The 14,895-nt window shown below is 69.0% G+C and carries 12 protein-coding genes and 1 tRNA gene; 6 read left to right on the top strand and 7 right to left on the bottom strand.

Annotated features, from left to right (window positions below; genetic code table 11):
• The first annotated feature begins 124 nt into the window (after positions 1 to 124).
• Positions 125 to 201 (top strand) — tRNA-Met (locus FHS97_RS08410).
• A gap of 133 nt (positions 202 to 334) precedes the next feature.
• On the opposite strand, the gene FHS97_RS17700 is transcribed toward FHS97_RS08410, so the two are convergent.
• The gene (locus FHS97_RS17700) at positions 335 to 1,303 is read right to left on the bottom strand and encodes an Orn/Lys/Arg family decarboxylase (RefSeq protein WP_343053401.1); all 969 of its coding nucleotides are present in this window, start codon (positions 1,301 to 1,303) and stop codon (positions 335 to 337) included.
• On the opposite strand from FHS97_RS17700, the gene FHS97_RS17455 reads away from it, so the two are divergent.
• Complete coding sequence (locus FHS97_RS17455) at positions 1,244 to 1,843, top strand: transposase (protein WP_343053400.1); 600 nt, start codon at positions 1,244 to 1,246, stop codon at positions 1,841 to 1,843. The two genes, FHS97_RS17700 and FHS97_RS17455, sit on opposite strands and share 60 nt — an antisense overlap.
• 13 nt (positions 1,844 to 1,856) lie before the next feature.
• On the opposite strand, the gene FHS97_RS08400 is transcribed toward FHS97_RS17455, so the two are convergent.
• Both FHS97_RS08400 and FHS97_RS08395 read right to left on the bottom strand, forming a co-directional pair.
• Positions 1,857 to 3,395 (bottom strand): GMC family oxidoreductase, encoded by a 1,539-nt coding sequence (locus FHS97_RS08400; RefSeq protein ID WP_184035720.1) that lies wholly within the window; start codon positions 3,393 to 3,395, stop codon positions 1,857 to 1,859.
• Positions 3,392 to 4,735, bottom strand: coding sequence for an alpha/beta hydrolase (locus FHS97_RS08395; RefSeq protein ID WP_221233193.1), 1,344 nt, complete (start codon positions 4,733 to 4,735; stop codon positions 3,392 to 3,394). Before FHS97_RS08395 ends, FHS97_RS08400 begins: the two co-directional genes overlap by 4 nt.
• Positions 4,736 to 4,944: 209 nt before the next feature.
• Between FHS97_RS08395 and FHS97_RS17630 the strand changes: the two genes are divergently transcribed.
• Both FHS97_RS17630 and FHS97_RS08385 read left to right on the top strand, forming a co-directional pair.
• On the top strand, positions 4,945 to 5,514 hold the full coding sequence (locus FHS97_RS17630) for a ferritin-like domain-containing protein (RefSeq protein ID WP_184035714.1): 570 nt from the start codon (positions 4,945 to 4,947) through the stop codon (positions 5,512 to 5,514).
• A 27-nt stretch (positions 5,515 to 5,541) separates the two neighbouring features.
• Complete coding sequence (locus FHS97_RS08385) at positions 5,542 to 7,044, top strand: FAD-dependent oxidoreductase (protein WP_184035711.1); 1,503 nt, start codon at positions 5,542 to 5,544, stop codon at positions 7,042 to 7,044.
• Positions 7,045 to 7,145: 101 nt separating this feature from the next.
• Here the strand turns inward: FHS97_RS08385 and FHS97_RS08380 are convergent, their stop codons facing one another.
• Both FHS97_RS08380 and FHS97_RS08375 read right to left on the bottom strand, forming a co-directional pair.
• The gene (locus FHS97_RS08380; RefSeq protein ID WP_184035708.1) at positions 7,146 to 9,692 is read right to left on the bottom strand and encodes a PAS domain-containing protein; all 2,547 of its coding nucleotides are present in this window, start codon (positions 9,690 to 9,692) and stop codon (positions 7,146 to 7,148) included.
• 251 nt (positions 9,693 to 9,943) lie between these two features.
• Positions 9,944 to 12,259, bottom strand: coding sequence for a TonB-dependent siderophore receptor (locus FHS97_RS08375; protein WP_221233192.1), 2,316 nt, complete (start codon positions 12,257 to 12,259; stop codon positions 9,944 to 9,946).
• 116 nt (positions 12,260 to 12,375) lie between these two features.
• Between FHS97_RS08375 and FHS97_RS08370 the strand changes: the two genes are divergently transcribed.
• Both FHS97_RS08370 and FHS97_RS08365 read left to right on the top strand, forming a co-directional pair.
• Positions 12,376 to 12,834 (top strand): DUF3833 family protein, encoded by a 459-nt coding sequence (locus tag FHS97_RS08370; RefSeq protein WP_184035705.1) that lies wholly within the window; start codon positions 12,376 to 12,378, stop codon positions 12,832 to 12,834.
• Between the two features lie 57 nt (positions 12,835 to 12,891).
• Positions 12,892 to 13,113, top strand: coding sequence for a hypothetical protein (locus tag FHS97_RS08365; protein WP_184035701.1), 222 nt, complete (start codon positions 12,892 to 12,894; stop codon positions 13,111 to 13,113).
• Positions 13,114 to 13,209: 96 nt separating this feature from the next.
• Here FHS97_RS08365 and FHS97_RS08360 read toward each other — a convergent pair whose 3' ends face one another.
• Positions 13,210 to 14,277, bottom strand: a complete 1,068-nt coding sequence (locus FHS97_RS08360; RefSeq protein WP_184035699.1) for a 5-(carboxyamino)imidazole ribonucleotide synthase — start codon at positions 14,275 to 14,277, stop codon at positions 13,210 to 13,212.
• Positions 14,274 to 14,750: a 5-(carboxyamino)imidazole ribonucleotide mutase gene (gene purE / locus FHS97_RS08355; protein WP_246346533.1), complete on the bottom strand. Its 477-nt coding sequence runs from the start codon at positions 14,748 to 14,750 to the stop codon at positions 14,274 to 14,276. The genes FHS97_RS08360 and purE overlap by 4 nt, the downstream gene beginning before the upstream one ends.
• Positions 14,751 to 14,895 lie beyond the last annotated feature (145 nt).

Genomic DNA, 14,895 nt, shown 5'->3' with positions numbered 1-14,895 from the left:
CCCGAACTCGGACGTGAAACCCCTCTGCGCCAATGGTACTATCGCTCAAGCGATGGAAGAGTAGGTCGCCGCCAGGCATTGCAGCTCGCACATCAAGAACCCATCCACAAACACAACACCTCGGCGCGGGGTGGAGCAGCCCGGTAGCTCGTCAGGCTCATAACCTGAAGGTCACAGGTTCAAATCCTGTCCCCGCAACCATCTCACACACACACACACACACAACGGCCCCGTCTCCAACGAGACGGGGCCGTCGTGCGTTCGATACCCGCCAAAAACGCACAGCCCGCGTTGTGCGCGCCTACTACAGGGCAAAAGCGTATATACGAGCGGGTCAGCCCGAAGCAGCGACGCACCGGATCGTCCTTTGGGTCGGATCGGTCGGGTCGAGCAGGAAGATGCCAAGATCTCGACGGGCGGATAGCCACGCAACGTGCTCGGCGTCGATCCGCTGGCCCGGAACGAGGCGCGGCACGCCGGGCGGGGCGGGGGCGACGATCTCCGCAGCGATCCGTCCGGTGGCATCTTCCGGCGCGACTCGCTCTACAGCGCCAAAGAAGGCGTCGGCGGGCGCCGCCACCATCTCGGTGGTCAGAGTCTTGAGGCGCGGCGCATCGGACGCCGTCGTGAGCGTCAGCTCACCCTTCCGCAGCTGCGCAACACAGTCGGCAAGTGCCTTCGCCAACGCCCGCACGTCGCCAGCCGTCGTGCCGACCGAGACCGTGGCGAGCAGATGCCGCGCATCGGACAGGCCCACGCAGAGCCGGTGATGCACGTTGAGCCAGTCGTCGATCGCGTAGCCCGAGACGCCGAGCGCCGAGACGTCGATCAACACCTTGGTCGGGTCTAACTGCGATCCCCGCGGGATGTCCCAGGGCTCCAGAATGCGGATACCCTCGATGCCGGACAGCCGCGCGCGCAGAGCGGCGGCCCGCGCCACCGTCCGGCGCCAAGTCGCCTCTCCGTCCACCGCGTGGTCACGCCGTGCGGCGTCGAGACTCGCAAGGATCGGCACGGACGGGCTGGTCGTCTCGTAGAGTTCGTAGGCCATCCATAGCCGTTGCTGATCGACCAGCGCGCCGCGCGCGAGCAGCGCCGACCCTTGCGTCAGCGCGCCCATCGTCTTGTGCAGGCTGTACACGGCAACATCGGCGCCCTTGGTGAGCGCGTCATGGTGCAGCGCCTCGCAAAAGGCGAAGGCGCCACCCCAGGCCGCGTCGCAGATCAGGAGCACGCCGCGCGCGTGGCAAAGGTCGGCCAAAGCGGCGATGTCGCTGGTTACGCCATAATAAGTGGGCGACACTACGACGAAGGCCTTCGCGCCGCGGTTTGCGTCGAGCGCGGTGGCAAGCGCCGTCGGATCGACGCCGTGCTCGATGTCTCAGGCGTCATCGACGATCACGGGCACGATGCGGGCGTCCAGCCCCGCCGCGAGCGCATGGGCGCGCTCCGCCTTGTGGACGTTCGCTGCAAGCAGCACCGTGTCGCCGGCGCGGGCGCCTTGCGCTTCCGCATCACGCCCGGGAAAGCCAGCGACATCGCCTCGGCATCCGGTCTGCTCGAAGGCCAGCGCGGCGGAGCGGTGCTCGCCGACAAAGCCTATGATAGCAATGACTTACGCAGCCAGATCGCGGCAATGCCTGCCGAGGCAGTGATCCCGTCCAAGCACAACCGCAAGGTCGCCATCCCGCACGATGCAAGCGTCTACGAGCATCGCAAGCAGATCGAGAAATGCTTCAGTCGCCTCAAGCACTTCCGCCGCTTCGCCACTCACTACGACCGCCGCATCATCCACTTCACCGGCTTGGTTCACCTCGCCGCCGCCATGATCTGGCTACAATGAATTTCGGTCCGCCCTAAAACGAAGCCGCCAGATATCGGTCGGCGGTGCGCAGCGACAGGGCCATGATAGTCAGGGCGGGATTGGCGGCGAGCGCGCTGGGGAAGACCGAATTGTCGCAGACCAGCAGGTTGGGGATGTCGAAGCTGCGGCCCTCCGCATCGACGACCGCCTCGTCGCCATTGTCCCCCATGCGGCAAGTGCCGATCGTATGTGCCGAGCGGGCGACCGCGAAGATGTCGCTGGCGCCTGCCGCGTCCCAGATCGCTGTCATCGTCTGCCGGGCATGGCGGTCGATGGCGCGCTCATTGGCATGATAGCTGAAGTCGATCCGCGCCTTGCGATGGCCGAACGCATCGACCTCGTCCGACAGCGTCAGGCGGTTGTCGTGGTGCGGCAGGCAGTCGCCGTTGATCCCGATCCCCGCCAGGCGATTGTACTGGTGGAGCAGCCGCTGCAGGCGCTCGCCCCACATGCCCGCGCCGCGCGCCAGCCCGGTGGCGAGGTTGACGGGCAGGACGCCGAGGCTTTGGATCAGATAGCCGCCGGCGAAACCGGCTCTCTCCGGGCGCAGCAGATCCTCGGTGATGAGTGACGACGGATAGCCGCGGTTCATCCGCATCTCGGCGTCGAAACTGCCCCAGACCTGCGTGGCGACATGCGCCATGAAGTTTCGGCCGATCTGCCCGCTCGAATTGGCGATGCCGAGATTGAGCAGCAGCCGCGGCGTCTCCACTCCGCCCGCACAAAGGAACACGGCGCGGCAGCGCTGCCGCCGATCCTCGCCCTGCTGACGATAGACGACGCCGGTGATGCGGCCCGCGCCGTCGATGTCAAAGGACAGAACGCGCGCCCCGGCGCGGACCTCCGCCCCATGCGCGACGGCGTGCGGCAGATAGCTGGTGTCCATGCTCGTCTTGGCGGCGTTGCGGCAGCCCTGGTGGCAGGTGCCGCAGTTCACGCACGCCTGTCGCTGCCCCCAATGGGGTTGGTCGCGGTCGCGCGAGACGAGCGCCGCGGGCGCATCGGCGGCGGTGATCCCGAGTGCCGCGCACCCCCGTGCCATCGCCGCGGCCGACGCATTGCGCGCGACCGGCGGGTAGGCATAATGGCGCGTCGCGTCCCACGGGTAGGACGACGGCCCGGAAACGCCGGTGAAGGCCTCGACGCGGCGGATATAGTCGGTCAGCTCGGCATGAGCGAGCGGCCAGTCGGCGCCCTGGCCGGTCAGGGTCTTCAGCTGGAGGTCGCGCGGATCGGGGCGGGGGCAGAAGGCGCCCCAGTGGAGCGTCGACCCGCCGACGCCGATTCCGGAGTTGTTCGAGCCGAACGCGGTCGGGTCGTCGCCGCCGCTCAGCCGTTCCTCCGTCCAGTAGATGTCGGCAGCCAGTTCGTCGGCGACATGCTCTTCGGGGCGAAACGCGCGCCCCGCCTCGAGCGCGACAACCGACAGCCCCGCTTCGGCCAGTCGCGCGAGCAGCGGCGCGCCACCCGCGCCGGTGCCGATCACCACCGCGTCGACGATGTCGTGGTCGGCGAAGGGCGCGCGGCTCATGACTGCGCCTCCGCGGCGTGCTGCCATTGCTCGACATCGTCCGCGGCGATGCGGACATAGCCCTGCTTGCGTGCGCCATCGCCGCCGACCGCAAAGCCGTCATAGCCGATCGCGGCCATCGCCGCGGGGGTCGCCATCCATTGCCGCGCGATTTCGGCGCGGACGTCCTGAAACCACAGGGCCATTTGCGCGGGCGACAGCCGATCGGCGCCGTCGCCGTCGCCGCTGCCGGCCTGCCCGGCGTCGATGCGGGCCAGCCAGTCGTGCTGCTCGGACGGCGACTGCGCGGCGAACCCGCCGGTCAGCGCGTCGAGCGTTGCCAGCCCGCGCGTCCACGCCTCGACATCGGGGGGAAGATCGGCAAAGCGCCAGCCGTCGCCGGGGCCATGCACCGCCGCGCCGATCCGGCGCGCCAGTGCACGATCGGCGCCCAACTCGGGCAAGACCTGCGCGACCAGCGCAGCGACCGCGTCGAGCTGCGCCTCCGACCAGCCCGCGGCGTCGTCGGCGAGCGGGCGCGTCCGCTCCAGCATTGCGGCGCGCGTGCGGCGGCTGACGCGCGCCGAGCCGAGCAGCCCGACGAAATGGGCGGGCAGCGCGGTCTTCGCGACCGTGGCGGCATGGTCGGCGATCAGCCGCGCCAGCGCCGCGGGTTGTTCGTAGGGGATCAGATGCGCGGCACCGTCGACGACACGAAAAGCGGCGTTCGCGTATAGCGGCAGATTGAGCCGGCGCTGCGCCGCTTCGCCGAGGTCGCCGTCCTCGCCCCCCGCGACGATCAGTGCGGGAATCGCGATGCCGGCAGCGGCGGGGCGCCAGTCCTCGCGGCTGCCACGCTCCAGCCAACCGAGCCACGCCTGCCGGCTCGATCGCTCGACATCGGCGATCGCCTGTTCACGCAGCGCCTCGGGCAGCGGCGCGGCGGTGTTTGCCGCGACGAACGTCTCGGCGTCGGCGCGCGCGACCGGGCCGTCCGCGGCCCAGCCGATCATTTGAGCGCGGCGATCGTCGGTGATCGGCTCGGGGCAGGGCGGCGAGGCGGCGACCAGCACCACGCCGAGCACGCCGGCCAGCCCGGCCTCCCCCGACATCGCCCGCGCCGCAACGAGGGTGACGATCTTGCCGCCCATGCTGTGTCCGACCAGCACGCACGCGGTGAGCCGCTCCCGCCGGATGAAGGCCGCGAGATCGTCGGCCATCGCGGCGACGTCGGCATAGCCCTCGTCGGCGCGATCGCCGAACCCGGGCAGGTCGAGCGCGAGGCACCGATGGTCGGGCAGGTGGCGGCGCACCAGATCCCATTCCCGGCCACTCGCGCCCAGCGCATGAAGAAAAACCAACGTCGGTTGGGTCACACGGCCTCGCCCAGCTAAATCCCCTGCTGGACGATGCAAAGCTGCACGCGTTCCCGTCGTTTCGGCTAGAAGAAAAATTAATTCGAATCAGGATGGTGGCGGTGGATGCTACTCGCGACCTTCGCGCGACCGAGGGAACTCTCCGCCGCAACGCGCGCTTCGGCAGCAAGTCCCATCTTTGCCGGAGTGAGGTCGTGGCGAAAACCGATCAGGCGCAGCCGATATACAAGGTCGACTATCGTGAAATCCAGCCGTTCGGCACGTTGAAAGACCTGCCGCTCGGTCTGTCGGACAACGCGCGCAAGCAGAGCGTGTCGATCCTCAATCAGGTGCTCGCCGACACGATGATGCTGCGCGACCTCTACAAGAAGCACCATTGGCAGATGTCGGGTGCGACCTTCTATCAATTGCACCTGCTGCTCGACACGCATTACGAAAAGCAGGCCGAGCTGGTCGACATGGTCGCCGAGCGGATCCAGGCGCTGGGCGGGATCAGCATCGCGACCCCGCACGACGTCGCCGAGATGACCAGGATCCCGCGGCCGCCGCGCGGGCGCGAGGACGTGCCGACGATGCTCGCGCGGCTGATCGAGGCGCACCGGATCGTGCTGGAAGAGGCGCATGAGGGGGCCAAGGCCGCAGACGAGTCGGGCGACGACGGCACCAACGACCTGCTGGTCAGCGACATCATTCGCACCGGCGAGCCGCAGGTCTGGTTCATCAGCGAGCATCTGGCCGCGACCGAGCTGCAGCGCGCAGGCTGATCCGCACCACCGACAAGAGGCGAGGCGATGGCGAAACGTGACCTGACGAGCGGCATTGCATCGGCCGATCTGGCAGACGGTCGGATCGTCGCGGGCGAGCTGGAGGGCGTGGACGTGGTGGTGGTCCGGCACAAGGGCCGGCTCTGCGCCTTGTCGGGCAAATGCACCCATTTGCAAGCGCCGCTGGCGGACGGGATCGTCGTCGACGGCACGATCCGCTGCCCGTGGCATCACGCGCGCTTCGATATCGAAACCGGCGAGGCGGTGGGCGCGCCGGCCTTTGCGCCGCTCGATCGCTTCGCGGTCACGGAGGCGGAGGGATGGGTGCGGGTCGCTCCCACGCCGCTCGCCGCCGATGCGGCGCGGCCTGCCGCGCCATCCGGGCTCGGGCGCGTCGTCATCGTCGGCGCCGGCGGGGCGGGACATGCCTGCGCGGAGCTGCTCGCGCGCCATGGCGCGGGCGGCTCGGTCACGCTGATCGGCGACGAGGCGGAGTCGCCTTACGACCGCACCTTCTGTTCCAAACAATATCTCGCCGGCAAGGCCGATCGTGACGCCGTCGCCTTGCCGGCGCTGGCGGGTGTGACGGTGCGGCTCGGCACGCGCGTCGCCGCGATCGACCGCGCCGCGCGGACGGTGACGTTCGGCGACGGCAGCACGCTCGACTATGATACGCTGGTGCTCGCCACGGGTGCGGAGCCGGTGGCGCCCGACTTCTACGGCGCCGGGCGTGACGATGTGCACCTGCTGCGCACGCTGGCCGATGCAGACCGGCTGATCGCCGCGGCGGCGCAGGCGACCCGTGTGCTCGTGATCGGCAGCAGCTATGTCGGGCTCGAGGTCGCCGCCGCGCTGATCGGGCGCGGGCTGGAGGTGGCGGTCGTATCCGACACCGCGTTGCCGCTGGAGAAGACCGCCGGGCCGGAGGTCGGCGCGATGATCCGCGATCTGCATGAATCGAAAGGCGTGACCTTCCACGCCGATCGCCGGGTCGTCCGCTGGGATGGCACGGTGGCGATGCTCGACGACGGAACGCAGGTCGCCGCCGACCTGGTGGTGGCCGGAACCGGTGTCGAACCGCGCGTCGATCTGGCGCGCGCCGCCGGACTGGCGCTTGCCGACCCGGCGGATGGCGGCGGGGTGCGGGTCGACGAGCACCTGCGCACCTCCGACCCCGCGATCCGTGCGATCGGCGACATCGCGAACGCGCCCGATCGCCGGCTCGGCCATCCGATCCGCGTCGAACATTGGGTGGTGGCGCAGCGGATGGGGCAATGGCTGGCGCGGCAGCTGCTGGGGCAGGCGGACGGCGGCTATGACGACGTTCCGTTCTTCTGGTCGGGGCATTACGACCTCAGCCTGCGCTATGTCGGCCATGTCGGGTCGCCCGCCGATCGCACGATCGACGGCGATGTGCCGGCGCAGGCGTTTGCCGTGCGGTTCCGCGAGGACGGGCGCGCGCAGGCGCTCCTAACTGCCGGTCGCGACCGGCTGTCGCTCGAAGAGGAGCATGACCGGGAGCGAGGCTGAGCGGCCCTTGGTTTCGTGCGGCCGCGCTATCGCGGTTCGATCAGCCACAGTGCGCGCCGGCATCGGCGGCGGCAAGCACCGTCGGGCGGCCACCCGGCCGGTCAGGTGCGGGGCGGCGGTCGTGAGGTCAGCAGCGCGAGGCTGGTCGCAAGCTCGTCGTTACGGAACGGCTTGCTGAGCCGCGCCGTCGCCGCATCGATGCCTTCCGCCTCGGCATAGCCGGAGACGATCAGCGTGCGCAGCCGCGGCAGCCGCGTCGACAGCTCCTGCGCGAGTTGCGCGCCGCTCATGCCGGGCATCAGGTGATCGGTGACGAGCAGGTCCGGCGACAGCCCGGCGTGGACGAGGTCGAGCGCCTCCGCCGCGGAACAGGCTTCGACGATGCTGTAGCCGAGATCCGACAGCATGTCGGCCGTGCTCGCCCGGACGAGCGTCTCGTCGTCGACCAGCAGCACGGTTCCCGCGCGGTCCGCCACCGCCTCGACCGGCGCGTCGGGGCGGGGCAGCGACGGCGCCGCCATGCTCAACGGCAGCCACAGGATGATCTTGGTGCCACGCCCAGGCGCGCTGTCGATCGTCAGCCCGCCGCCGAGCTGCGCCGCCAGACCATGGACCATCGAGAGACCGAGCCCGGTGCCCTTGCCGACCCCCTTGGTCGAGAAGAACGGCTCGATCGCGCGCCGGCGGGTGGCCTCGTCCATCCCCGTGCCGGTATCGGCGACGCTGAGGCAGACGTAATGGCCCGGCGGAACGTCGAGCTTGTCGGGCGGCGCGACGACGCAGCGGTCCGCCTTCACGGTCAGCATGCCGCCCGACGGCATCGCATCGCGTGCATTCACCACCAGGTTCAGCAGCGCCATTTCGAGCTGGTTGGTGTCGGCGCGTGCCGACGGCAGATCGTGCGACGCATCGACCCGCAACGTGATCGTCGGGCCGACCATCGAACCGATCAGATCGGCCATCCCGCGGATCAACTGCGCGATGTCGACCGCGACCGGCTGCAACGGCTGCCGCCGCGCGAAGGCGAGCAGCCGCTGTACCAGCGTCCTGGCGCGCTCGGCCGATTGCAGCGCGCCGTCGATCAGGCGTTGCTCGCGCGCATTGCCCAGCCCCTTGCGCATCAGCATGTCGAGCGAGCCGATGATCGGAGTCAGTAGATTGTTGAAATCGTGCGCAACGCCGCCGGTGAGGCTGCCCATCGCCTCGACCTTCTGGCTCTGGCGCAATGCCTCCTGCGCGATCGCCAGCTCGGTCTCCGCCGCGATCCGTTCGGAGATGTCGGTGGCCTGATGGAAGCCGCCGATCACCACGCCATCGGCATCGTGCAGCGGCGTGAAGCTGATCTCCCAGGTCGATAGGCCGATTTCCGGCCGACCGAACGTCCCGGTGACGGTGAAGCTCTCGTCGGCGAGCGCGCGCTTCATCAACGCGCGGAGCACGGCGGCCTGTTCGGGGATGAACTGATCCGGGAACACGTCGCCGACCCGCGCATCGACGCCGTTCAGCCGTCGGAACTCGGCCATATGCGCCTTGTTGCACGCGACCAGCCGGCATTCGGTGTCGAAGGCGCAGATCGGCGCGACGGTCGCCTCGACGATGTCGTGGTACCGCCGCAGCTCGACGGTCCGCTCGACGATCTGCTGTTCGAGCGTTTCCTTCAGCTCGCGCAGCGCCACCTCGGCGCGGGCGCGTTCCACTGCGACCTTGACGCGTTCGCCGACCTCCTGGATCAGCCGTTCCTCGATGGCGGTCCAGCCGCGCGGCATCGCGCTCTGCACCGCGAGCAGGCCGACCCATTCCTCTTCCTGAAAGAGCACGACATCGACGAACGCGCCGACCTCGCGCGCGGTCAGCCCGACGCGGGCCCCGTCGCTCAGCCGCTCGTCGGCCCCGACGTTGCGCACCACCACCGGCGCGCCGGCGCGATAGGCGGCGAGCAGGTCGGGACCGAAGCTCTCCAGCGAATGCGTGCCGACGATCGTCGCCACCCCGCACGCATGGTCATGCTTCACGGTCATCCAGCCACGCGCGGTGATCTCGGCATAGAAGACCCGGCTGGCTGCCAGTTCCTGCCCCAGCCGCTCGGCGGTCAGCGCCATGATCGCCTCCGGCGTGGCGCAGGCGCGCAGCGCGTCGGCGAGCGTCAGCTGGAAGGTGGCGAGACGCTCCGCGACGACCCGCTGCGTGGTGTCCGCCACGACGCACAGTACGCCGTGCGCCGCGCCGTGCGCGTCGACGATCGGGGAGTAATCGAGGTCGAACCAGCGCGTCTCCGGGCGGCCGTCATGCCGGATGACGATATCGCGGTCGCGGACGCTCAGCGATCCGCCCGTGCGGCAGACCTGCCGGGCATGATCGTCGAACGCGAGCGCGGCCGCCGCATCGTCCCGAACGGAAGCGCCCAGCAGCTGCGGGTGCCGGTCGCCGATCAACGCCGCATAAGCGTCGTTGTACAGGATGATGCCCTGCTCGCTCCATGCCAGGATCAGCGGAGCGGGAGAGCGAAGAACCATCGCCAGCGTCGTCGCGAGGCAGTCGGGCCAGCCGTCGACCGCGCCGAGCGGCGTCGCCGCCCAATCCCGCGCGCCGACGAGCGCCGCGCAGCCTGTCGCCGCTTCAGGCAGGTCGAGTCCGGATGTCGGGCGCACCGCCTGCTGAAACTCTGCGGGAATAGGAACGGACTCACCTCATCGTGACACCGGCGCGCGTGCATCAGCGCCGGTGACCATCCTCCCGCTATCAGAGTGGCTGGCAGAAAGCTCGTCTTAACCGCTGTCTACTTGTGCCATCGTCGATCGTGGACGGTGCCGGTCCACTCGGCAGGCTGGGCGCCCGGACCCGGTTCGGGCAGGACGGCGTCGTACACGACCCGCCGTCCGCCCGCGTGCGCGGCGTCCCGTTACTGGAATGTGTAGCGGATCGTCCCGAACACCGTGCGCGGCGTGCCGTAGAAATTGCCGCGACCAGTGCCGGAGATGCGCGAATAATAGCTCTTGTCGAGCACGTTGTTGACGTTGAGCGACACCGACAATTGTTCGGTCAGCTTGTAGCCGGCGCGCAGGTCGACAACCGCATAGGCATCCTGCCGGACGATCGACGAGCGGGTGCGCAACGTGCCGTTGGCGTTGAAGAGCGCGGGATTGCCGCCATAGGTCGACGAGAACCACGTCAGCCCGCCGCCGACGCTCGCGCCCGCCAACGGGCCGTCGACCGGCGCATAGTTGGTGAAGAATTTGACCATGTGCTTGGGGATGATCGGCATCAGCGTGATGCCCTCGAACTGCGGCTCGTTGTCCTCCAGATATTCGCTGTGCGTGTAGGTATAGCCGCCGTTGATCCGCCAGCCCGGCACGATCTGCCCGGTCGCTTCCGCCTCGACGCCGCGCGCGCGCACGCGCCCGGCTTGCAGCACGACATCGGGCAGCTCGGGCGGATTGACCAGCCGGTTGTCCTGCGTGATCTGATACGCCGCCACCGACAGCAGCAGCCGCTGGTTCATCAGCGACAGCTTGCTGCCGATCTCATATTGATTGCCGACCAGCGGCTCGACCGGACGGCCGTCCGGGCGGGCGCGATTGGCGGGCGGCGCCTGCGGGGTGAAGCTGTCGGCATAACTGGCGTAGAGATTGAGGTTCGGCGTCGCGTCGAACAACACCGCGCCATAGGGGGTGAACCGGCCGTCATAGCCATATTGCGACCGTCCGCTGACCGCCCCGGTCAGCCGGTTGAGCGTGTCGAGATGGTTCGACCACCAGGTGGCGCGCCCGCCGCCGACCAGCGTCAGATGCTCGACCGGCGACAGCCGCATCTGCCCGTACAGGCCATATTGCTCGACATAGGTGCGCGTCGCTCCGGAGGCGTGCTCGATACAACGCGCCGAGGCGACGGTGCACGGCCCGCCGGTCGTTCCCTGCACCGGATAGAGCGGCAGCACGGCACGGGGGTCGAGCAGCGGCTCGGCGGGATAGACCGGGTCAAAGACGTTGATCCGCGCATAATTGCTCAGCCGCGAATAATAGGACGTATAATCCTGCGCCTGATAGTCCATGCCGAGGATCAGCGTCTGGTCGCGCCCGAAGGCGGGGAAGCTGCCGGTGCCGTTGATGTCGAACGAGCGCGTGCGCTGGCGATTGTCGCCGAGAAAGGCGATATGGTTGGTCAGCCCGTTGTTATCGGGCGTGACCGCGGCGTTGCCGATATAGCTGTATTTGTCGACGCGATCGACATTGGCGATCATCCCGGTCGCGCGCAGCGTCCAGCGCTCGCTGATCCGGTGCGCCAGCTCGACGAAGCCGGTCCAGCTTTCCGAATTGAAGCGGTTCCAGTCGGCGCCGAGATAGGTCGATCGGCGCACGTCGAGCAGCCGCCCGTCGCTGCCGTCCGCCCCGCCGACATAGCCGGGGAGCCCGGTCTGCACCGCGGGCTGGAAGCGGTCGTAATAGATGCCTCCGGTCAGCGTGGTGCGCGCACCGATCGCGACGTCGCCGACCGCGTAGGCGCCCCAGCGGCGGCGGTGTGCGGTGTCGAAGAACTGGTCCTGATCCTGCGCCATCGCGCCGGCGCGGACGCCGATCGCGTCGCCCAGCCGGGTCGAGGCGTCCACCTCGAGCCGGAGATTGTCGTAGCTGCCATAGCCCGCGGAGGCCTGTACGCGGGTCGCCTCCAGCGGGCGCTTGCGGATCAGGTTGATGCTGCCGGCCGGATTGCCCGCGCCGGTGAACAGCCCCGCCGGGCCGCGCAACACCTCCAGCCGGTCGTAAAAGAACAGGTCGGGCACCACGCCGGGAAAGCCGAACGATTGCGTCGGTGTGCCGTCGACCAGGTAATTGTTGATCGCGAAGCCGCGCGAGTTGAACGACGGGTCCTCGCTGCCGATCCCGGTGACGGTGATGCCGTTGGTGGCGGTCAGCGCATCCTCCAGCGTGAAGAGGTTCTGCGCCTCGATCTGGTCGCGCTCGATGACGGTGATCGTGTTGGGCGTGTCCTTGAGGGGGGTGACGGTCTTCCCGACCGCGCGGCCGTAGCTCTTGCCGACCACCACGACCTCGCCGTCGCGCTGCCCGGCGGCGTCGGCAGCTGTGTCGGCAGCTGTGTCGGCGTCGGCGTCGGCGGCGGCGTTCGTCGTTGCGACGGCGGCGTCGATCGCGCCGGCATGGGCAGCAGTGGCGCTGACGCCGAGCACGCTGGCGGACAGCAGGAAGAACCAAGTTTTCATGTGCGTTTCCCCGATTTATGCAGCGCCCCCTAGCGGTTTCGCTGATGATAGTCACTATCAATTGCATAATTCGTTACAAAGAGGCGGCGCTTTGCGTGGTCGCGCGTTAGGCGGGCATGTTGCTGTTCCTCGCGCTTGCCGGTGCCGCCGCCCCGCCGTTCGACCCGCTGCGCTTCTTCACCGGTGCGACGCGCGGCACCGCGCAGCTCAAGGTGATCCTGCGCGCGGCGAAGCCGGTGACGGTGCGTGGGACCGGGCGGAGGCAGCCAGATGGCGCGCTGGTGCTCGACCAATGGGTGACTGAAGGCGACAAGCCGCCCCGCGCGCGGCGCTGGCTGCTGCGGCAGACCGCGCCGGGCCGTTATGCCGGTACGCTGACCGACGCGCGCGGGCCGGTCACCGGCACGGTCCGGGGCAGGACGCTGCAGCTGTCGTTCACCAGTGACGGCGGGTTTCGTGTCCGCCAGACGCTGACGCTGCAACCCGACGGACGCACGCTCGCCAACCGGCTCGAGGCACGGCGCTTCGGGATCAGGGTCGCGGTGCTGACCGAGCGGATCGTCAAGGTCGATTAGGGCGGAACGCGGAGCCGGCGGTGACGGTTGGCTTGACGATCAACCCCGGAGCGACCGATGACCGACCTCAATGTGCAGACCCGCCAGCGCGAAATCGCGACCGAGCATCTGCTGTTCAAGCTGATCGAATATGTCGAGGGCAAGCACCCGGGGCTGCTCGACTATCTCGAGGACAGCCTCGACCATCTCGGCGACCCCGCACCCGATACGACGAAGGACGACGACGGCGTGCGCCGGATCGCGCGGCGGATGATTACCGGCGTGCGGCGGGACGGGTAAATTCGCCGCCCCGGACTTCATCCGGCGCCCGGCTCCTTCGGCGGCGGCCGCGTGACGGAGCGGGATGCCGGATCACGTCCGGGATAACGGTGGCCGTCAGCGCGTCAGGCGCGTGACATGCCCCATCTTGCGGCCGTCGCGCGTTTCGCGCTTGCCGTAGAGGTGCAGATAGGTGTCGCGCGCCGCGACATAATCCGGCCAGCGCTCCCAGTCGGCGCCGATCAGATTCTCCATCTCCGCGCCCGCGGCGACCAGCGCCGTGTCGCCGAGCGGCAGCCCGCAGATCGCGCGGACGTGGTTGGCGAATTGCGAGGTCGCCGCGCCCTCGATCGTCCAGTGCCCCGAATTGTGGACGCGCGGTGCCATTTCGTTGAACACCGGCCCTTCGGCGCTCGCGAAATATTCGCAGGTCAGCACCCCGACATGATCGAGCGCGTCGGCGATTCGTCCGGTCAGCGCCGCCGCCTCGGTCCATTGCGCGGCGATCTCCGCGGGGGCGGGGAGCGTCGAGCGATGCAGGATGCCGTCGCGATGCTCGTTCCACGGCGGCGGGTAGCTGGTGATGGTGCCGTCGCGCCCGCGCACCAAAACGATCGAGAATTCATGCGTGAACGCGACGAATGCCTCAAGGATCGCCGGCCCGCCGATCGCTTCCCAGGCGGCATCGGCATCGGCGGGCGACATCAGCCGCGTCTGGCCCTTGCCGTCATAGCCGAAGCGCGTCGTCTTGAGCACCGCCGGGCAGCCGATCGTCGCGATCGCCGCGTCCAGCTCCTCGCGCGATCCCACCGCCTGCCAGCGCGCCGGGCGTCCGCCGACCTGCTCCACGAACTGCTTCTCGCGCACCCGGTCCTGCGCGACTGCGAGGCTGCGCGGGGAGGGATAGACCGGCACACGCTCCGCCAGCCATTCGACCGGCGTGACGGAGATATTCTCGAACTCATAGGTGACGACGTCGCATTGCGCGGCGAAGTCGGCGAGCACGACCTTGTTGTGGTAATCGGCGCGCGTCAGCGACGACGCGGTCTGCGCTGCGACGCTTTCGCGATCGGGGGCGAGGACGTGGGTGCGATAGCCGAGATCGGCGGCGGCGCTGGCGATCATGCGGCCGAGTTGCCCCCCGCCGAGAATGCCGATCGTGCTGCCGGGAGCGATCACCGTCATGCCGGATCGACCGCGACGCCGTCGGTCTGCTTCGCGCGCCACGCCTGCAGGCGCTGCGACAGCGCCTCGTCCGACAGCGACAGGATCGATGCGGCGAGCAACGCGGCGTTGATCGCACCGGCCTTGCCGATCGCCAGCGTACCGACCGGAATGCCGCCGGGCATCTGGACGATCGAGAGCAGGCTATCCATGCCCTTCAACGCCTTGGATTCGACCGGCACGCCCAGCACCGGCAGATGCGTCATCGACGCCGCCATGCCGGGCAGATGCGCCGCCCCGCCCGCACCGGCGATGATGACCTTCAGCCCGCGCCCGGCCGCGCCGGTCGCGTAATCGTACAGCCGCTGCGGGGTGCGATGCGCGGAGACGACCTTCGCCTCATGCGCGATGCCGAGCGCATCGAGAGTCTCGCTCGCATGACGCATCGTTTCCCAATCGGAGGTGGAGCCCATGATGATGCCGACGTGCGCCATCGCGTGCGGTTAGCGGGGCGGGCCGGAGAGGGCAATCGGCAAAGTTCACACGCCGTCGCCCCGGCGACATTAGGGCGTTGGGCAACGTTCATTCGCCGTCGCCCCTGCGGCATTGGGCAACGTTCATCCGCCGTCGCCCCTGCGC

The organism is Sphingomonas endophytica (assembly GCF_014199415.1).
Lineage (GTDB): Bacteria > Pseudomonadota > Alphaproteobacteria > Sphingomonadales > Sphingomonadaceae > Sphingomonas > Sphingomonas endophytica.
This window is presented reverse-complemented; position numbering and strand designations above follow the sequence as displayed.